Source organism: Paludibacter propionicigenes WB4, assembly GCF_000183135.1.
Taxonomy (GTDB): domain Bacteria; phylum Bacteroidota; class Bacteroidia; order Bacteroidales; family Paludibacteraceae; genus Paludibacter; species Paludibacter propionicigenes.
Window position 1 is genome coordinate 1,738,956 of sequence record NC_014734.1, and the last position, 20,747, is coordinate 1,759,702.

The 20,747-nt window shown below is 38.6% G+C and carries 18 protein-coding genes; 5 read left to right on the forward strand and 13 right to left on the reverse strand.

Features of this window, described 5'->3' with window-relative positions:
- Window positions 1–59: 59 nt before the first annotated feature.
- From PALPR_RS07330 to PALPR_RS07355, 6 genes are all read right to left on the reverse strand, one after another.
- Window positions 60–1,274: a carbohydrate porin gene (locus PALPR_RS07330; RefSeq protein WP_013444981.1), complete on the reverse strand. Its 1,215-nt coding sequence runs from the start codon at window positions 1,272–1,274 to the stop codon at window positions 60–62.
- Window positions 1,275–1,344: 70 nt separating this feature from the next.
- Entirely contained in the window at window positions 1,345–1,950 is a 606-nt protein-coding gene (locus PALPR_RS07335) for a response regulator transcription factor (RefSeq protein ID WP_013444982.1), read from the reverse strand.
- Window positions 1,947–2,651, reverse strand: coding sequence for a hemerythrin domain-containing protein (locus PALPR_RS07340; protein ID WP_013444983.1), 705 nt, complete (start codon window positions 2,649–2,651; stop codon window positions 1,947–1,949). The genes PALPR_RS07335 and PALPR_RS07340 overlap by 4 nt, the downstream gene beginning before the upstream one ends.
- Before the next feature lie 349 nt (window positions 2,652–3,000).
- A complete protein-coding gene (locus PALPR_RS07345; RefSeq protein ID WP_148226441.1) occupies window positions 3,001–4,392 on the reverse strand; it encodes a DUF4403 family protein in 1,392 nt (463 codons plus the stop codon).
- Window positions 4,393–4,622: 230 nt separating this feature from the next.
- Window positions 4,623–7,037 carry an endopeptidase La gene (gene lon, locus PALPR_RS07350; protein ID WP_013444985.1) on the reverse strand — a complete coding sequence of 805 codons (2,415 nt, stop codon included), beginning with the start codon at window positions 7,035–7,037 and terminating at the stop codon, window positions 4,623–4,625.
- Between the two features lie 198 nt (window positions 7,038–7,235).
- On the reverse strand, window positions 7,236–7,718 hold the full coding sequence (locus PALPR_RS07355; RefSeq protein ID WP_041620788.1) for a pyridoxamine 5'-phosphate oxidase family protein: 483 nt from the start codon (window positions 7,716–7,718) through the stop codon (window positions 7,236–7,238).
- A 173-nt stretch (window positions 7,719–7,891) separates the two neighbouring features.
- On the opposite strand from PALPR_RS07355, the gene PALPR_RS07360 reads away from it, so the two are divergent.
- Both PALPR_RS07360 and PALPR_RS07365 read left to right on the forward strand, forming a co-directional pair.
- Entirely contained in the window at window positions 7,892–8,329 is a 438-nt protein-coding gene (locus PALPR_RS07360) for a DUF2147 domain-containing protein (protein WP_013444987.1), read from the forward strand.
- Between the two features lie 464 nt (window positions 8,330–8,793).
- Window positions 8,794–9,372, forward strand: a complete 579-nt coding sequence (locus tag PALPR_RS07365) for a TetR/AcrR family transcriptional regulator (RefSeq protein ID WP_041620326.1) — start codon at window positions 8,794–8,796, stop codon at window positions 9,370–9,372.
- Window positions 9,373–9,478: 106 nt separating this feature from the next.
- Here PALPR_RS07365 and PALPR_RS07370 read toward each other — a convergent pair whose 3' ends face one another.
- The 3 genes from PALPR_RS07370 to PALPR_RS07380 form a co-directional block, all read right to left on the reverse strand.
- Window positions 9,479–10,639: an NUDIX hydrolase gene (locus tag PALPR_RS07370; protein WP_013444989.1), complete on the reverse strand. Its 1,161-nt coding sequence runs from the start codon at window positions 10,637–10,639 to the stop codon at window positions 9,479–9,481.
- Window positions 10,640–10,722: 83 nt separating this feature from the next.
- Entirely contained in the window at window positions 10,723–11,322 is a 600-nt protein-coding gene (locus PALPR_RS07375) for a riboflavin synthase (RefSeq protein WP_013444990.1), read from the reverse strand.
- A 102-nt stretch (window positions 11,323–11,424) separates the two neighbouring features.
- Window positions 11,425–13,611: a RelA/SpoT family protein gene (locus tag PALPR_RS07380; RefSeq protein WP_013444991.1), complete on the reverse strand. Its 2,187-nt coding sequence runs from the start codon at window positions 13,609–13,611 to the stop codon at window positions 11,425–11,427.
- A gap of 305 nt (window positions 13,612–13,916) precedes the next feature.
- On the opposite strand from PALPR_RS07380, the gene PALPR_RS07385 reads away from it, so the two are divergent.
- Together PALPR_RS07385 and rsmD are read left to right on the forward strand one after the other, a co-directional pair.
- Window positions 13,917–14,630: a DUF3822 family protein gene (locus tag PALPR_RS07385; protein ID WP_013444992.1), complete on the forward strand. Its 714-nt coding sequence runs from the start codon at window positions 13,917–13,919 to the stop codon at window positions 14,628–14,630.
- 34 nt (window positions 14,631–14,664) lie between these two features.
- The gene (rsmD, locus tag PALPR_RS07390) at window positions 14,665–15,204 is read left to right on the forward strand and encodes a 16S rRNA (guanine(966)-N(2))-methyltransferase RsmD (protein WP_013444993.1); all 540 of its coding nucleotides are present in this window, start codon (window positions 14,665–14,667) and stop codon (window positions 15,202–15,204) included.
- 95 nt (window positions 15,205–15,299) lie between these two features.
- On the opposite strand, the gene PALPR_RS07395 is transcribed toward rsmD, so the two are convergent.
- The 3 genes from PALPR_RS07395 to PALPR_RS07405 form a co-directional block, all read right to left on the reverse strand.
- Window positions 15,300–17,306 (reverse strand): alpha amylase C-terminal domain-containing protein, encoded by a 2,007-nt coding sequence (locus PALPR_RS07395; protein WP_013444994.1) that lies wholly within the window; start codon window positions 17,304–17,306, stop codon window positions 15,300–15,302.
- A gap of 171 nt (window positions 17,307–17,477) precedes the next feature.
- Window positions 17,478–17,924 carry a NanQ anomerase/TabA/YiaL family protein gene (locus PALPR_RS07400; protein ID WP_013444995.1) on the reverse strand — a complete coding sequence of 149 codons (447 nt, stop codon included), beginning with the start codon at window positions 17,922–17,924 and terminating at the stop codon, window positions 17,478–17,480.
- 34 nt (window positions 17,925–17,958) lie between these two features.
- A complete protein-coding gene (locus PALPR_RS07405) occupies window positions 17,959–18,633 on the reverse strand; it encodes a DUF2461 domain-containing protein (RefSeq protein WP_013444996.1) in 675 nt (224 codons plus the stop codon).
- Window positions 18,634–19,039: 406 nt separating this feature from the next.
- On the opposite strand from PALPR_RS07405, the gene PALPR_RS07410 reads away from it, so the two are divergent.
- On the forward strand, window positions 19,040–20,059 hold the full coding sequence (locus PALPR_RS07410; RefSeq protein ID WP_013444997.1) for a phenylalanine--tRNA ligase subunit alpha: 1,020 nt from the start codon (window positions 19,040–19,042) through the stop codon (window positions 20,057–20,059).
- Between the two features lie 329 nt (window positions 20,060–20,388).
- Here the strand turns inward: PALPR_RS07410 and PALPR_RS15990 are convergent, their stop codons facing one another.
- Window positions 20,389–20,517, reverse strand: coding sequence for a hypothetical protein (locus tag PALPR_RS15990; RefSeq protein ID WP_013444998.1), 129 nt, complete (start codon window positions 20,515–20,517; stop codon window positions 20,389–20,391).
- Between the last annotated feature and the right edge of the window lie 230 nt (window positions 20,518–20,747).

The following is a 20,747-nucleotide window of genomic DNA, read 5'->3' on the forward strand; positions in this document are numbered from 1 at the left end:
TTAATTCATTTTTCGGACAAAGAAAATTCTAATTTCATATTTATCGGACAAACAATAAATTAAATTGTTACTCCAAAACGAATAAACCCTACCAGCGCATTCGCCAACTTTACATCGGTTCCAGCCGGATTTATAATATACTGGATATCAGGTTTTATAAAAATATTTTTATTCACCTTAAACTGGTAAGCTAATTCAAGAACGGTTTCATGCTTTACCAAAGCATTATGGAATCCGGCACAAGCCACAGCAATCCCAAACTGATCATCCGGACGTTTAGCCATCAACCCCCTACAATTAAAACCCAGACTCACATAATAATTATTTCGGTTAATCTTCTCCGGGCTCAATCCTAGCTGCGAAAAGACAAAAAGTTTATCAGTAATCTGCTGATCTACTACGAAATAGAATCCGCCATTTTTTTGAATGGCTTCAATCGTATCGTTATGCTGATGATAATAAGCCCCAAATTTGTAGCAACCCGACATTCCTCTTAGCAAACTTTTCTTTAGCTGAAACTCAGTTACAGCCAAAAAACCCTGATTTTTACTCAGTTTCCAACCCACATTATACGGGTTATTTTCAAAATCGTCCGGTGTTCCATCAAAAATTGCAGCTTCACAAGAAAACGAATTGCTTATATCCCATTGGACATTAACGCCTAAGGCAGTTAATGGAAAAATTGGAGAAGATATATTATCAGCAATGCTTGAATGAATCCCGAATGAGCTGTTTGTAAACAAACACCCGTTATCGTTAACAGCGAACTTTGCATTTAAATCTTGTAAACCCAATGTTACGCATGCCGTTCCAAAACATTGTTTATACCATAATTCATATAAAAAAGTAAGATTTCCGGCTTCAATATTAGATACTCCCTGAAAATCACCAATTAAATCAACCGTAGGCTCACCACCGTGTGTATTTCCTATATTTATAAATGCCTCTCCGCCTTTCCACCATTTACTGGTATAAAAATCGGCTTTTACATTAAGCAAACCCAAATATGCAGTCCCTTTTTTAATTCCACCACGAAAATTTGAAACCAGATCTCCGACATAAGATGCAGACAATGAAACCGGAGAATTTGCTTTATCATCCACATCCTGTTGAGCATTGACTTTTGCAGGAAGTAAGACAGATAAGGTTCCAACAATAAATACTGTTTTGTACACTACTTTCATACTGAATAGATTGATAATTCTTTTGCACAAAAATACTACAGTAATATCAAGCCCTATATCCCCAATAATGTTGATTATTATTGATGGCATTAGCAACTAGTTGCTATAAAAAAAGTATAAATCATCAAAAAAAACAAATCTTCATTTAAATCTAACAATCCTACACGCTTTTAATCTCATCTATTTCAATGAGTTTATTCATAATAGCATAAACAGTAAGACCCGCAGTACTATGAATCTCCAGTTTTCTGGTAATATTTCTTCTATGAGAAATCACGGTATGAGTTGACAAAAACAATGTTTGGGCTATTTCTTTATTCGTAAGCCCTTTTACGACACATATAATAATTTCTTTTTCTCTGGCACTCAGCGTATTTTGTTCATCCAATGCCTGATCAGTATTTGAATCAAAAAGTTTGTCCAGCTTATCCTTTACTTGCTCTACCGAATCATATATGCTTATGGTTTCGTCATAATTCTTCAGTAGATTTACATCCATAGCCGAATATACTAAAGCCAGGCACTTAAGCTTAGGATTCGATGTATCTGACTTAATTTTTCCCACATCAAAATAGCCCCAAAAAGTTGGGTTAATAATCAATATATCAGGTTTATGAATATTCAGAAAATGAATTATAGACTCAACTGAAATAATTTCAATAGGCTGTATCCTGTAACCGGGAACCCTTTTGAGTACTACAGAAATACCACTTCGAATAATCACCGAAGGCTCAACGATTGCTATCTTGAGTTGATTATTATTCATTTTGTTTTGCTTTGATGTTCAAGTGCTTCTACAGTCGGAACAAACAAATAATCTTCAACCTGATTGTGCGAAGCTAAATCTATTTCGCACGACAAAATATCAAACAAAACTTCAGTCAGAAAGTAGTTATTCCCTTTTGCCGGATAATATTTAATCAGAATATTCTTCAACTCTATTAGCTTCGAATCTATTTCATTATGTCTTCCCTGAAATACCGAAATACTGTAACGTGAATCGCGCTTACCATTCACTAACTTCAAAGCATAGGGGAAAACTACCTTATTCTCGTATTCCATATGCTTGGTCACTTCCATAACATACTCATCGAAAAACTTAAGAAAGATAGATTCGTAAGGAATGTTCTCACCCTGACTCTTAACAGCGTCTATCAGCTTTTTCCTAATAATAGGCAACTTAAAGTCCAAAAAGTAGGCATGGGCATTTTTCAAATACTGAATAATTGAAACAACCGATATATCATCGGCATTATGATCAACCTCAAAATTTGCTTCCGATAAAAAATTCACCACCACCAGAAATGTCTTGCAGTCAATATTGTTTGATTCGCACACCTCTTTAACCGTATGGTTACCAAACCCTAACGACAATCCAAAACGACTAATAACCAACAACAATGAGTGATTTTCATTTATCAAATCACTCATCTTATCATTTTCAGAAAACTTCTGTGGTGATGACATAGGCATTGTTTTATAATTCTCTGAATACAAGAACAGAGATGTTTCATTCGTTTATTACAGACAAACAATCAATTCATCAATACGACATAAAAACATCTGCTGCTCGTTTATGGTAGAGAGAATAATTACTAAATTTAACAATATCTCTACTTAATTGCAAAGATACTTATTTATAATGATTCTAAAGACTGATTGTTCAAAAACATTGTAAATTTCAGTTCTATTTAACCCTGACAACAAGGATCCAAGGCACATCTACTTCAAAACAGAAAGAACAACTTAAGCTCTGGTGAAACAAAAAATGCCCCGCAAAAGAGCGAGGCATTATTCTATTCATTTCCAATTTCTTTTAAAACTTCAGTTCCTGAATTTTGAGCGCCACATTCCCTTTTACATTGGCCTGAATACGCACAGCTCCTGGTACCAGACTTAAGCTTGTCACAGATAAATTGTTCAATTTTCCCTGAAGCGAAACACCATCCATCACGGTATAATTTCCAATCATTTTATTTACCTGAGTTTTCATTGATTCCAAATCAGTTTTTACCGGATAAGTCAGATAGGGAGTCAACTGCTTCAAAATCATACCGTGCAACAACCAGCTTGCTGACTTCACCAATACATTCGACGTTTTCACACTAAATTCAGGATTTGTTATTTCCATTGCTATCTTTTCTGCATTATAAACCATGTTGCCGGTGAAGTAGATTCTACCCTTGAATGAACCTATCACATCAGCCACAAATACTGCTTTACCTTCACTTCCAAAGATAGACAAATCTGTGATTGTAATTTTCTTATTTCCCTCCGAAAAAGTTTTATTAAGTAATTGCTTTTTAGCCAGATCGGAAATTTTATCAAAAGTAACATCTCCACCAATATTCAGATTAAATTGCTGCGCAGGTCTGTTTACATATTTAAAAGCAGGCAGGGGCGTAACCGGATTAGCAGCAGGCTGAGCTCCCAGAAATGACTCTATCTGAGCATAAAGTGCCACCGCAAGATTTAATTTATTACCCGTACTGGTAAAAGGGGATACGTAAACATCTTTAGGAGTTATCCTTATCCAAAGATTGTTTTCAGGGTTAACTTCCCGCGGTTTTTGGACTTCTGCCCAGGCCTGGCTTACATATTTCTTCAAATCAATAGACTCGGATAATGATTTATCTATCTGAGCTGTTATCAATTTATCACACTGACTGAGCGCCAGATTGGCTATTGGTGTAACCGGAACATTCACACCCACCACGTTGAGCCTTGGAGTTTGAAGCCACTCATATCCCGCACCAATTGTTTTTGACACCAGCTTCCAGTTTTTATCAAAACTTATTGTGGTCTTATAAGTCAGAGCTATAGCACCGTTAGCCTCATAATTATCCCCTACAGCGTAACCAAACTTCTCAACCTTCCAGGCAAAACGAGACCACACCTTCAACGGAACCCTGTATTCAATCACATTGTTATTAATAGTGAAAGTAAAGTTTTGAGCTTTTTCAACCCTGATTTTCAAATCCTTGTTGGATATATTAGAACCCTCGTAAATTACCCCCGTCATCTTTTTATTTATTGATGACTCCAGTTTTTTTACATCAAGTTCAACCTGCAAAGGCAATTCCGACAATGCCGGCGCTAGATTCGATGGCAGATACGACTCATTAGGCTTTTCTATCTGCATTGTTTTACATGCTGTTGCCAATAAACCAACTATGGCTATCGACATAAAAATCATTTGTTTCTTCACTTCTGTAATTTTTAAATTTTCACACAATGATAATGAGTGGCAAAATTAACCATTTCTATCGACATAACAACAATTTTACGCATCAGAAATTTGAATAAATTTCTTCTTCCAGTTCAATAACAACATTTCACATATCAATCTAACACCTTTATATGACAAAACAGTTGCAAGAATAACCCTGCAACTGTTTTGTAAATAAATATTATCAACCTGTATCTGCCTGATTTCTATTATTTCAGCAAAGCAAAATCTATTACTTCCATAATATCATTCACATAATGGAACTTCAACCCCTTCAAATAAACCGGCTTGATTTCGTCAATATCTTTCTGATTATCTGCACATAGTATAATGTCTGTTATCCCTGCACGCTTCGCAGCCAGTATTTTTTCTTTGATGCCACCTACCGGAAGAACCTTACCACGCAGTGTTATTTCACCCGTCATAGCCAGATTTTTACGCACTTTTCTTTTTGTGAAAGCAGATGTAAGAGATGTTATCATTGTCACCCCTGCCGAAGGTCCATCTTTTGGGATAGCGCCCTCCGGTACATGTACATGAACGTTCCAATCATCGAACATCTGGTTATCAATCCCGAGCTTTTCCGCATGAGCTTTAATATATTCCAAAGCCAGCATGGCTGACTCCTTCATTACATCTCCCAAATTACCTGTCAGCGTAAGCTTTGGAGACTTACTTTTACTCAGACTTGACTCAACATACAAAATTTCGCCGCCTACCTGAGTCCAGGCTAAACCTGTAACCACTCCGGGGTATTCATTACCCTGATATTTATCTCGACTATAGCGAGCAGCACCTAGGTATGTTTTTAAATCTTCAATCGATAATTCAGGATTATACTTCTCGTTAGTTGCAACCCTCTTAGCCACTTTACGCATAAGCGAAGCAACTTGCCTGTTTAGCTCACGCACACCCGATTCTCTTGTATAAGACTCAATCAGTTGATTAATGACAGGCTTGGTCAGGATAAAATCCGTTTCTTTCAATCCATGATTTTCCAATTCCTTCGTCATCAAGTGCCGACAAACTATTTCTACTTTTTCTTCCTGAGTATAACCACTCACTTCAATTAACTCCATACGGTCTAATAACGGACGAGGAATTGTACTCAAATTATTAGCAGTAGCAATAAACAACACTTTGGACAAATCAAAATCAACATCCAGATAATTATCATGGAAAGCCGTGTTTTGTTCCGGATCAAGGACTTCAAGCAACGCTGAAGATGGATCGCCTTTATAATCGGCGGTTACTTTATCTATTTCATCCAACACGAATACAGGATTTGCAGACTCAGCCTTCTGTACACTTTGCATTATTCGACCGGGTAAAGCCCCGATATAAGTTCTGCGATGTCCCCGTATTTCCGCCTCATCATGCAATCCGCCTAAGGAAACGCGGACGTATTTTCTATTCAACGCCGATGCCACCGATTTTCCTAATGAAGTTTTACCAACTCCCGGAGGGCCATACAGACATATTATTGGCGACTTCATATCTCCCTTAAGTTTCAGTACCGCCAAATGTTCAATAATACGATCTTTTACCGTATCCATACCAAAGTGATCCTTATCAAGAACCTTCTTGGCATTTTTCAAATTAAAATTGTCTTTGGTGTACTCATTCCATGGCAACTCCAGCATTGTCTCTATATAATTCAGCTGCGTTGAATAATCCGGTGAATGCTGACTCATGCGTTCAAGCTTTTTCAGCTCTTTATCAAACACTTTGGCAGTTGCGTCACCCCATTTTTTATCAAGTGCTCTCGTCTTAAAATCTGCAACTTCTTGCTCTACCGAACTTCCACCCAACTCATTTTGAATGGTTTTCATTTGTTGTTGCAAGAAATACTCGCGTTGTTGCTGGTCAATTCCTTCTTTTGCTTTATTCTGGATTGACATTTTAATTTCCAGCAACTGCGATTCTTTGTTGAGTAATTCAAGTAACTGATAACCGCGCTCCATGATCTCGTCAATCTCAAGCAGTCGCTGCTTTTCCTTGACATTAAGTCCGAAGTTCACGCAAACGTAATTAATCAAAAAAACCGGGTTCTCAATATTTCTGATAGCAAAAGCCATTTCGGGTGAAATAGCCCCGGAATCATTGATTATATTTATTGCCAAATCTTTAATGGATGAAACTAAAGCCACGAAAGATCCATCGCCCGACTCGGGAGCAATATCATCCATCAAATGAACTTTGGCTTTCATGTAGGGTTTAACGCCCTCCAAATCACCTAATCTAAAACGCATTTTCCCTTCCAGAATAACGGTTGTAGAGTTATCCGGCATCTCCAGTATACGCACTACACTGGCCACTGTTCCCAATGGAAATAACTGATCAATTGTCGGATCGTCTAACTTCTTATCTATTTGAGAACAAACTCCAATAAGTAAATCATTTTCGTGCGCTGCTCTTACCAGTTTCAACGACTTTGAACGCGCCACCGACACAGGTAATAAGACCCCCGGATAAAGCACCATGTTGCGCAACGGAAGAATAGGAAGTACATCACCGGAATTGATGTTCAAATCATAGGTGCGCTCATCCAACGAAATAATAGGGAACATATCTGCTGAACCCAACATATCATCAGTGAACAGTTTATCAAATTGATTACTCATTTTTTCAAATATTTTTACTGCCAATATGGCACAAAAGCATAATTATTTTTCCTGTAAAGAAATAATTGCAAATTAAAGCACTAATGCATAACATTATACCTCAACACACAATATTTATATTGTTTTTGATTCAATAGCCATGCCAAAAGAAAATAGCTGACATTTTGGTTGAAAAGTAAACCCGATAAACAATTCAGCTTAGCCGCGGTGATTCTTAAAGTTCTGCCCGAAAGACTTTGCCGTCATTTCATCTACTTTTACTCTCCACACTTTTACATTTGCCAAAGCAGGCTTTGAATATTTGAAGGGTCTATCAGTATAATTCTTCATTGTTACGTTTAAAGCCAATTCCTTTTCTGACAAATCTTCAATAAAAGTAACACTGCCTTTGCAAACCACACTTTTTGCCTGCATGCTATAGCTGCAAGCCACATCGGGGTGTTGATAAACCAGCTTTTTATCAGAACAAAAGGTGACACAAACACGATTATTCAACTCCAACAATCTCAAATGCTTACCTTCGGGAGCTGAATGCAGAATAATCTCGTCATTAGAATAGCCAAAATTCATTGGTATCACATACGGCGTACCATCTGCCTCAATGATGCCCACAAAACACACATCACAATGAGTTATAATATCTTCTATTTCAACTTTACTTGTTATAAAACTAGTTCTCATAATCTTTTTTATTAATGTACAAATATAGGCAAAACACAACATATAGGAAAGAAGCATTTTCATTAAATACAAGTCTTACAATTCTTACAAAAAAACCTTATTGCTGCACATATCACTTATTTTTGTGCAAAAAGTTCTATCTTTGCAAAAAAAACAATTAATACATTGTCAATATGAAGAAAACATTTTTATTACTTGCAGTAGCATTTGCATTTAGCTTATCCGCATTTGCTCAGGCCGACAAAATTGTAGGGAAATGGAAAACCATCGATGATAAAGATGGAAGTGCTAAATCAATAGTATACATTTTTAAAGCTACCAATGGCAAATACTATGGAAAAATAGAAAAACTGTTTAAAGACGCTGAAAAACTCTGTACCGAATGCGAAGGCAGTAACAAGGATCAACCAATACAAGGAATGCAGATAATCAACAACATGATAGAAAAAGATGGCAAACTGACCGATGGAACTATTCTGGATCCAAAAACAGGTAAAATATACAAATGCAATATTACCCTTGACAAATCAGGCGAGAAACTCAATGTACGGGGATCGCTGGACAAAGGAGGCTGGATAGGAAGGTCACAAACTTGGATTCGAGTGAAATAATTGCTTTAAATCAATAATATCAGAAGAAGCACATCCTCCAAGAACCAAGCAAAGTGAGCAATTTGAGTTAATTGTTGTTAATCAGGCAAAAATTCTTTCGTTTTATGTTGTACAACATAAAAATATGCTTTACTTTTGCAATGTGTTTTTCATGGTATTAGATTTAAGGTTAACTAAAAGATTGGGTTGTCGTGAGACAACCTTTCTTGTTTTATATAAATCCCGCTCCCACCCACTAATTAATCAAGCATCGCACACTTCTTTTACCAACTTCTGATAATTAAACATCCGCTTAATTAATTGATTAAGTAGAATAGAGGGCAAAAACGAAAACTTGCTTGAAGTATATTTCAAAAAAATTCACTTTAATCGATAAATTCCTTCTACGACTGTATTGTAAACTTCTAAACAATTCATTATCTTTGCAAAAGAAAGTAAATTTTATAGCTCAAATGCCGAATAAAATGTCTAATACAAAAAAAATGCTCATCGAGGTTGCCCGACAACTTTTTGCTGCAAGCGGAAAAAAAGAGGTAACCATGAATGACATTGCGGAAGCTTCAAAAAAGGGAAGACGCACCTTGTATACCTATTTCAACAATAAAGAAGATATATATAAAGCGGTTATTGACAAAGAATTAGATTCAATATTAGAAAAGCTCACTATCGTTTCTGCACAAAATACAGAACCCGATGTAAAGCTTACAAATCACATATTGGCGCATCTTGATGCAGTAAAAGATGTGGTAAACAGAAACGGTTCGCTTCGAGCGGACTTTTTCCACGACATATACGAGGTTGAGCGCAAACGCCGAAAAATTGATGTTTTGGAAATTGCACTAATTCGTTCAATAATTGCCGAAGGTATTGAAAAAAATATTTTCAACAGAATGGATCCCGATTTATCATCGATCATAATATTCTATTCTATCAAAGGATTGGAAGTTCCATACATCCGCCAAAATATAAGCTCTCAATTTGAAAAAAACAAGAACAGCATAGTTGAGTTTGTATTTATGGGAATAAGAAAGAAGCGTTCCTGAATACGCACAAAGCTCACTTAAATTACAAATGTCCATACAACTATTTCTAAATAATTGTATGGACATTTAGTTTTTTCAGGAAGGAGTTAAGTAGAAACAACTTTTATCAAACTCTTCTAAAAGCACTTGACTGATTATAAATGGCCTCTTTTAATCTGCAATTACAATGACATTTACCAGTCTCAAGCAAACCGCTTCGCTGCAACAAATCAAACTCCGTTACAAAATTATCAGTAAAAATACCGGAAGTCAAATTATCCTCTATTTGTTTTTGAGTCCACCACTTTGTTTGTTCTGAGAAAGTTGGACTCAGATCATACTCAACCTGCTGACAACTTACAAATAAAAAGGCATATTGTTTCTCTCTTTTACATTCTATCGTATAGTTGGACAAGTACATGTATTTAAAATTTTCTAACGAAAACTTATCAACAGCAATCTGTTCCACACAACGTTCAATAGTCTCATCCATTTGCACATGACCAGAAACTGTAGTATCCCATAACCCTGGAAAATCAGCATCGTCAGAATCGCATTTACGCAAAAGAACCATGCTTTTGTCTATAAATAAAACACGAACAACGGGATGCATATATTTTTTCTCATCATTCAGGCTAGTCATCTGCTGAATACTACCTACTATCTTGCCTTGAGTATTTACTATCGGCCACCACTCTTCTCTGAATAATTTTGAGCGTATTATTTGCACTCTCAATAGCTCGTACAATACCAGAAAGATTACGATACTGATATATACATACTGCAACATTTGCTGGTAAGAAACAGCATCGCTATGCAAATGTTGAAGGACTAAAAAGCCGGAAGAGTATAGTAAAAGAACCGAGAAGAATATCCAGCTAACCCGAAACAACTCATTAAAATTATTAGTCATGGGGATTAACCCTGAAACAACCTTCTGGATTGACTTCTGAATTTTCTTTCTGAAAAGAAGAAACGCAAGAAGAAAGGCGACTAAGACTAGCTCATAAATAATTTCATGACTAATGATAGATTCCGGCAACAAAGCTGCTATCGTGGCAAGAAAACTTACCCCCAAATAAAATATTGTAAATATTAAATGCCAATTAAAAATCCGGCTATAAACATAATAGACATAAACCAAAAGAGCCAGAGAAATAGGAAACGACACCTTCCAGGCTACATCCATGCCCCAAAAATCATCTGCAACCAAAAAAAGGATCAGTGGTAAAAAATGAAGGATTGGATTAAAAAACGACTCTCTTATTTGCTTTCTCAGCTTTTCCATAATCAAATAACTATATCATCTGCTTACTAACAATCGCAACCAAGATATAGTTTGTTTGTATGCTAAAAATCTAGTTTTATCCTCTAAAATGCCATCATTCGGCTAACATATTTACCTATTATGTCAAATTCAAGGTTAATAACTGTACCAACTTTTATTTGATGAAAATTAGTATGCTCGTAAGTATAAGGAATTATAGCAACCTGAAAACTGTTATCGGTAGGATTACAAACAGTCAGACTCACACCGTTTACAGTCACAGAACCTTTATCCACTGTCATGTATCCGCGCTTAGCCATTTCTTTATCAAAAGGATATTCGAAAGTGAAATACCAACTTCCATCAGCTTCTTTGACTTCAGTACAAGTGGCCGTCTGATCAACATGCCCCTGAACAATATGTCCATCCAACCTGCCATTCATTATCATGCTACGCTCTAAGTTAACCTTACTCCCGGGCACAAGCAAACCAAGATTCGATCTTTCGAGGGTTTCTTTAATGGCTGTGACGGTATAAGTATCGTCGGTTTTAGATACCACTGTCAGACACACACCATTATGAGCTACACTCTGATCAATTTTCAGCTCATGGGTAAACGAGCACGACATGGTTATATGCAGGTTCTCCTGATCTTTTTTTAATGCAACAACCTCAGCTGCTTCTTCTATTATTCCTGAAAACATTTTCTCTGTATTTTAAAACTCTTCAATCATTTATCCTGATTAAAAAGCCTGATTTTATTTATAAATATATTATTTGCTTTATTACACGACGTTATAAAGAAACTATGACCTTGATACATTCTTAACCCCTTTCACCACCTGAATTTTCTTCACAATGGCTTCAAGATCTTTCGTGTCGTTTACCATAATTGTCAGATTACCCTGAAATAGCCCCGCATTAGAATCAATTGATATTGAGCGCAAAGAGATATTCTTCTCTTTAGAAATCAACGAAGTAATATTGGTCACAATTCCAATATCATCATGCCCCACAATTCTCAGGGTGATTGGATACTGCGAACCGACCGACTTACCCGACCAACGTGCCTTTACAATACGATAACCGAAACGAGCTATCATTTGCGGAGCATTGGGACAATCCGTTTTGTGAATTTTTATACCTCCAGCCACAGCCACAAATCCAAAAACATCATCACCATAAATCGGATTGCAGCATTTAGCCAACTTGAAATCAACACCCTTTAAGTCCGCACCGATAACCAATACATCATCCTTATTGGAAGCCGTAACCAACTCGGGCTCTTTCGAGAATGCATCTGCTCTGCGGGTCTCCGGTTGTTCGGTTATAGTAGGTTTATCGAGGTCAAGATAGGCATCACGCAATACGTGCACGTCCAGATTTTCACGAGCTATTTCCTGATAAAAATCACTTACAGTTTTGAAACCCTTTTTCTTCGCCAATCGGGATATTTTACCATCTTCGAGTTCTATTTTCCAGTTTTTGAACCGGCGAACCAACGTTTCGCGTCCAATTTCAGCATCTTTAAATTCAACCTCTTTCAGCGCCTGACGAATCTTGGTTTTGGCGCGCGATGTAGTTACCACGTTCAGCCATGCCGGATTTGGTTTTTGAGTGGGAGAAGTTAGAACTTCCACCTGATCGCCGTTATTAAGCACGTACTTTATGGGCATGTTTTTGCCGTTTACTTTCGCGCCAACACACTTGCATCCTATGTTTGAATGAATCGAAAAGGCAAAATCCAGCGCCGTAGCACCTTTAGGTAATTTATGCAGATCGCCGCTGGGAGTAAACACAAAAACCTCTTTGTCGTACAAATTCAGCTTGAATTCATCCATAAAGTCTACTGCATTCAACTCCGGATTTTCCAATATCTCGCGAATGCTGGTCAACCATTCGTCCATGCCGGACTCACTTTTAATTCCCTTGTATTTCCAATGCGCAGCCAAACCTTTTTCAGCCACTTCATCCATGCGTACGGTACGAATTTGCACTTCCACCCATTTACCTTCCGGTCCCAGCACCGTTGTGTGCAAACTCTCGTAACCATTAGTTTTGGGAATTGACAACCAGTCACGAAGTCTCTTGGGATTAGGCTGATACATGTCAGCTACGATAGAATAAGCCTGCCAACATGCGGCTTTTTCTTTATCGAGCGGCACATCGAATATAATGCGAATAGCGAATAAATCGTATATATTTTCGAAACTTGTATTTTGCTTCTTTATCTTTGAATAAATGGAATTGATCGATTTTGTACGCCCTTTAATGGTAAATTGAAAACCCAATTCACTCATTTTTTCTTTTAAAGGGGCAATAAAATCAGCAATAAACTTATCACGCTCGCGTTTGGTATCGCTCAGTTTATAAGCTATTTCGTTATAAATTTCCCGGTTGGTATATTTAAGTGACAAATCTTCCAACTCAGTCTTTACGGCGTACAGCCCCATACGGTGAGCCAAAGGAGCATACAGAAATGATGCTTCGCGGGCTATATTTTGTCTCTTATCTTCGGGGAATAAATGCAGGGTGCGCATAATCTGAAGATGCTCGGCTATGATAATTAAAATCACCCTGACATCTTCGGCAAATGTGAGAAACAGTTTACGGAAATTTTCCGTTTCAAGCGAAGCATTTCGGGCATAAAGCTCCTCTACACGCATCATCCCATTAATAATAGACGAAACCTGCGTATTGAATTTCGATTCAATATCAGCAACGCTGAGATGTTGCTTTTCTACCAGTTCGTGAAACAAAACACTCAGTACAGCTGCTTTTCCCAAGCCAATTTCATCCAACAGAACCTCTACTATCTGAATTTTATCAGCGATAGATTTTCCGGGTGCGACCCCTTCTGCCGGAAACATGGCGAAATACTCACGCAGAATGATTCTTATCTGATTTCTTTCTTCAAAACTAAAAATGCCTGCATGCGAATGAAGAAATTTATGATATTGCTTTCGAAACGATATGTTGTTTTTATGCGTCATAATACAAAACAGTTTTCAGTGAAAAAGTTGATCAATCGGCAGTGGTTGTGTGTGCAGAAAGACTGAAAATCTCTCTTTTACTGCCGGTATCGACACTTTGGGTTTGGTTCATTTTCTCAAATGCAAAGATACGACACAAAGTTCAAGAACCTTCAAAATAGAGTTAGAAAAATATTGTAATATCAGACAGATAATAAAAAAATCAAATAAAGTTATCGTCCGACCTAAGAGTTTTGGATTTTCTTGCTTAAATTTGCATGCGACGAAAACAGCATTTTTACCTTTGAAACCCGATTATTTACAGTATGGAACTACACACCGATTCAACAACCAGCCATCAATATAGTTTGTCCATTCGAATTACTTTGGATGGATTTTCTTTGTCAATTGCTGACGGTGCGGATTCGCTGATTTCGTCCAAAACGATACCTACCATCTGGAACTCATTATCTGTAGACGAGATTACACAGCTGGTAAAAAGAGAAACACAGTTAAACTACCGAAACATACGACTCATTTACGAATCTGATTTTTACACATTTGTACCGGCTCCAATATTTCGTTCCAATGAAGCTGAACAACATTTGAATTTTCAGGAACAAAAGACCCTGAAAAATGACATAGTTTTGTACAACTACCTGCCGGTATGGGACACGGTAAGTATCTTTGCAATACCAAAAACTATTCAGGTTGCACTGAGCCAGCTATTTCCGAACACGATTATTGAGCATCACACCAGCTATTTTTTATCCGCCAAAGTGAAAACACAGCACGAAAATGCAATATTCATCTGGACGCGTCAGAAGAAAATGGATGTAATAACCTTTAAAAACGGAAAACTATATCTGCTGAACAGCTACAGTTACCAAACTGCCGAAGATTTCACTTATCACACACTCAACATTATTGATAAGCTGTCTATTGATACCGATAAGTGCAAAGTATATCTGTTCAATGCCGAAAAGAAGCAGGAATTAAAGAATACCTTAGAAAAATACCTGGATGTAAACGGCCAATAATAACAGAAGCCGAGAAAAACTAAAAACTAAATTAATGCGAATAATAAGCGGGAAATATAAGGGACGAAGAATAAGTGCGCCAAGCAATATAACTGCGCGCCCTACAACTGATTTTGCTAAGGAAGGACTATTCAATCTGCTGAACAACAGAATGGATTTCGAAGGAATTGATGTCCTCGATTTATTTGCCGGTACGGGTGGTATCAGTATCGAGTTTGTATCGCGCGACTGCAAAAGCGTTATCAGCATCGAGCAAAACGACCGCCATTGTGCCTTTATCCGTAAAGTGTGTGCCGAACTTAAGATAGACAACCTATCGTTATTAAAGACCGATGTTTTTAAATTCATCAACAGTTGTCACACTCAGTTCGATATGATTTTTGCCGATCCGCCTTATGAACTGAACAGAATTGAAGAAATACCCGATTTGATTTTCAGTCATAATCTATTAAAGGAAGATGGACTTTTTGTTTTAGAACATTCGGCTAAAACCATATTCACGAACCATCCGAATTTCGTCGATCACAGAAACTACGGAAACGTCAATTTCAGCTTTTTCGAGGTCAAAAAATAATTACAGCGAAGAATTAATAAAAAGCAGGCTAACTCCCGAATCTGGAGTTAGCCTGCTTTTATATTATGCTTAGTGATTACTCAATACGTATTTTATCAATCAGCCTTTTTCTTGAGCACAAATGCTGTACGTGCTGGAATATATAGCTTCAACCATTCTCGTCCTGAAGGATCACGTGGGTAAGGCGTAGTAACATGCACTACAGATTCATCGATTAAATCAAATCCACCAAAAACAGAATTGTCGGTATTGAGTACTATCTCATAACTACCCTGATCGGCCAGGATTCCATAATCTGTAAACGATTTCAATCCATTGAAATTAAACACAAATACCATATCTTCACGCTGAAAAGCCAGCACCTGATCTCCTTCTTTATCCCAAAGTTGCTGAATGGCGGTTTTATTAAACTCCGGAACCGAGTTTATCAGTTCAATCATGGAGCGGTCAAACTCGCCCAACGCATTATAAAGATATTTTTCGTTATCTACCAGTTCCCACTGGCGACGGGCATATTTGTATGACCAGCCGTTACCTTCGCGCGGAAAATCTATCCATTCGGGATGTCCGAATTCATTTCCCATAAAGTTCAGGTAACCTCCGTTGATGGTGGTGGCGGTAATAAGCCTGATCATTTTATGCAGAGCTACCCCTCTGTCTACCACCAGCGTACTGTCGCCGCGCTGCATGTGCCAGTACATTTCCGAATCAATCAGACGGAAAATAATAGTTTTATCGCCTACCAAAGCCTGATCGTGGCTTTCGGCATAATTAATGGTTTTTTCTTCAACTCTACGGTTGGTCAATTCCCACAAGATATTGCCCACTTTCCAGTCTTCATCTTTTATCTCCTTTATCTGTTTAATCCAGAAATCCGGGATTCCCATGGCCATTCGATAATCGAAACCAATACCACCATCTTCTACCCTGGTAGCCAAACCAGGCATACCGCTGACCTCTTCAGCCACCGTTATAGCATAAGGATTTACCTGATGAATCAATTTGTTAGCCAGCGTAAGGTAACAAATGGCATCACCATCCTGGTTCATGTTATAGTATGATTCGTACCCTGAAAAATCCTCGCCCAGTCCGTGACTACGATAAAGCATAGAAGTAACCCCATCAAAGCGGAAACCGTCAAATTTATATTCCTCCAGCCAGAACTTACAGTTTGATAATAAAAAGTGAAGTACCGACGGCTTGGCATAATCGAAGCAGAGCGAATCCCACGCCGGATGCTCGCGGCGCGAACCGCCATGAAAATACTGATAAGGAGTTCCGTCGAAACGACCCAGTCCCTCAACTTCATTCCTTACGGCGTGCGAATGCACAATATCCATAATAACCGAAATGCCCAGTCCGTGCGCATCATCAATTAAATGTTTCAGCTCATCGGGTGTCCCGAAACGCGACGAAGCAGCAAAAAAACTGGACACATGGTAGCCAAAAGACCCGTAATACGGATGCTCCTGAATGGCCATTATCTGAATACAATTGTACCCGTCGCGATGAATGCGGGGCAAAACTGTGGTGCGAAATTCTTCGTAAGTAGAAACCTTCTCCTGCGAACTCGACATGCCAATATGGCATTCATAGATCAACAACGGGTCGGTAGTCGGTTTGAATTTGGTATTTTTGAATACGTAAGGCTGAAACGGACTCCAAACCTGCGCACTGAAAATTTTAGTAGTATCGTCTTGCACTACTCTGCGCGCCCATGCCGGAATACGTTCGCCGCTTCCGCCCTCCCACTCCACGAGCAGTTTGTATAACTGAGTATGTGCAATGGCATAATCGGGCAAGCGAATTTCCCAGTTGCCGTTTTGGATTCTCTTTAACTGATAGTCGGGATGTCGTTGCCAGTTATTAAAATCGCCTATCAGGAATATTGCCGAAGCATTGGGTGCCCACTCCCGAAACACCCAGCCATCAGAAAGCCGGTGCAGCCCGAAATATAAATAACCGGTAGCAAAATTAGACAGGGTTTGCCCTTCGGGCACCAGTTTTTTTTCAATGCTTTCGAAATACTCATATCGCCCGTTTATGGCATTGGCATAAGGAGCCAATAGTGAGTCGGATTTTAATATTGCAAGTTCTTCCATACATTCAAGTTTTTAACCTGCTTATTTCATGTTTATTTAATCAGCAGGCAACATTTAGGAAATTGAATCGTATTAATAATTCAGGTTTTCAAAAAAATAATTCGTCCACAAACGGTGAATATTTTTTCATAGTTCGGTCGAAACCAAAAACAGCTTACGACAGGGAAAAGATCAGGCTAGAATCTTTACTATTACTTTCTTATAGTTTCCGCTTCCGATACCGGGTTGATGCCCATCGGTAGGGAAAAACACCACAAACTCGTATGGTTGAACCAGTATCAGATTCGATGCTTTATCGGCGAAAAAAGTAATATCTTTCTCAGCATTATATGCTGTTGAAACTTCTTTCAGTTGATTGGCTGCAATCCAACCCATCGTTTCGGCTGCATCAATTGGAATTTGTATGTCAATGTATCGATTATGAGTTTCAACCTTTGCCATATCAACGGTTTTTCCGGTCATCTCCACTACATTTACCACCAGATTCTGACCTTCCAATTCGATTTTTCCTATCGGAAGAGCAGCTAAATCTGTGCTGCGTAAATACTCAAAAGCTTTCTTTAAACGCGGGTGGACTGACTCATACAGTCCTGAATTTTCAAGAGAATCTAAAATCATTTTTATTCTAAGTTATTAATATTTTAATTACACATCAAGGATTTACTTCATCCACCGTGTAATTCAAAAACTGATTGAGCGGGTAAGCACATTTCAGTATTTCACCCAGACGCGGAATAAAATCAGCTGCGCTCAGCATACTTTCATCGAGCTTATACTCTACCAGGTAATGTTTCAGTTTGAGCAGTTCGGCATCCGGAAAATCTTTCGGAAATCCGCGAGGAACGGTTTTAAGCTTATCCTCTTCAAAAAAAGAATTGAAGTACTTAGAAAACTCCTTACTGTGGCGTATTTCATTCAGTTCTTCAATATTATCGTATACACTCTGGCGCAAGGCTTTCAGTACATCAGGTTGTGGGCACCAAACTCCCACCGCCACAAAACAGCCTGCAGGATCCAGATGCAGATAGTATCCGCCCCGCTGACTTTTTCGTCCGCCGGCAGTAGCAATATACACACCGAAGTGCGTTTTATACGGCGTCTTATCGTGCGAAAAACGGGTGTCGCGGTAAATTCTGAACACACAGTCTTTTACTTCCACATGTTTTATCTCTTCGTCAAACCGGGAGATTTCTACAATCAGGTTTTTGCTTAGTTGTTCAAAGTCAGCACGGGTCTGATCATACCATTTTTTATTCTCGGCAAACCATTCGCGGTTATTGTTCTGGCTGAGTTCCGTCAAGAATCGAAGGATATTTTCAATATTCATATATAAAACAGAGGTTTAAAAAAACATAGCATTCAGACCCATATCAGACTGTCCGCATCAGCTTCAGGTCTGCACTGGTATCTGACTATACTACCGGTTTCAGGGTTTAACTTACATCAACAACACATCTCAGCACAAATTCGTTCTTTCATTCGGTCACGCCTTTGCATCCGATAGTTTCGGAGCAAATTTGCTTTGCGTTTGACAAATATAAGGCAAAATTCAGACAAAAAACGATTTGCCGTCCTTTTTTTTTATACGCATCCCATTTTTACGGAGAGAGGATAAACTTTTGGCAAAAAATGATTACTTTTGCAACCTTATTGACAAACAGAATAGCCTATCAATGAATCGGTAAAACGCTGACAGCAGATAGGTTTTATTCCACAAACAGAGTAAAGACAAAATGAAGAATCGGATTAAACAATTACTGGAGGAAATAAACCAGTTGGCTGCTGGCAACCAGGAAGAACTGGAAGCACTTCGTATAAAATACCTGAGCAAAAAGGGTGAAATATCTACACTTTTCAACGATTTCAGAAATGTAGCTAACGAAGAAAAACGCGATGTAGGTCAATTGTTGAACGAACTGAAAAACTCCGCTCAAGATAAAATAAACGAACTGAAAGATGCTTTCGGTGCTACTACCAATACAGAAAATAAACCGGATTTAACCCGCAGTGCCGACCCTGTAAAACTGGGAACCCGTCATCCACTGTCGTTGGTGAAACACGAAATTGTGGATATTTTTTCACGCATTGGTTTTACCGTGGCCGAGGGTCCCGAAATTGAGGACGACTGGCATGTGTTTGGTGCACTGAACTTTCCGCCCGAACATCCGGCGCGCGACATGCAAGACACATTCTTTATTGAACAAAACCCCGATGTATTGCTTCGTACGCACACCTCATCCGTACAGTCGCACGTGATGGCAACCCAAAAACCGCCTATCCGTATGCTGTTTCCGGGACGTGTTTACCGCAACGAAGCCATCTCTTACCGCGCACACTGCTTCTTCCATCAGGTAGAAGGCTTGTATATCGACAAGGATGTATCGTTTGCCGATCTGAAACAAGCGCTGATGTATTTTGCCAAAGAAATGTTCGGCGAAAATACCGAAATCCGCTTGCGTCCGTCGTATTTCCCATTCACCGAGCCAAGTGCCGAAATGGATATCTCTTGTAATATCTGCGGTGGCAAAGGCTGTCCGTTCTGCAAACACACCGGTTGGGTAGAAATTCTGGGCTGTGGCATGGTTGACCCCAATGTGTTGGAAAACTGCGGTATCGACTCCAAAGTATATTCTGGCTATGCCTTCGGTATGGGCGTGGAGCGCATCACCAACCTGAAATATCAGGTAAAAGACCTCCGCATGTTCTCCGAAAACGATGTGCGATTCCTGCAGCAGTTTGAATCGGCTTATTAAAAAAGAGAAACCAAAATAAAAAACAGGGCTTGTTGCATAATGCAATAAGCCCTGTTTTTGTTATTACCCAAACCCCTCCGCTGCGCTCGTCCCCTTTCGTAAAGGGGACAGGCAAGAAGTGCGAAGTTTCTCTCAATTATCATATTTAGTTCTAAACCAAATTCTGTGTTTTCAAACAGTTTCAAACGAGCTTGCAAATTCTAGCACCCGATACTCTTCCCTTTCCTAAAGAAAAGTACCCAACGGGGAAAGGGTTTAATACTATAAAAAACAAGAAGAGATAAAGCCAACAGCCTTATCTCTTCTTGTTTAATTAATCACGTAAGTAATCATTTCTTCTTTTTCAAAGCCTCGAAATCGGGTTTTGCACTTTCCGTTTCCGCCTGATACGATGGTACGTGTTTGACGTGTTTACCTGTTTTCTCTTTTTTAGGCTTTTTGTTACCTGCTGCTCCCATAGTAGAACCTCCAATTTAATTAAGTAAAACTTATAAATTAATATTGAGTCGTGTTCGGTTATGAATCATAGCTGGACTGCTCTGTTTTAGGTTCAACAATAAACGAGCCATAGTGCAAAACAAACCGAAAAAGTCAGTAAATAAGTCAAAGTGACATTATTACTGACAGGTAAATGGCAGGATAATTCTTTAACCCCTCCGCTGCGCTCGTCCCCTTATGATAAGGGGAC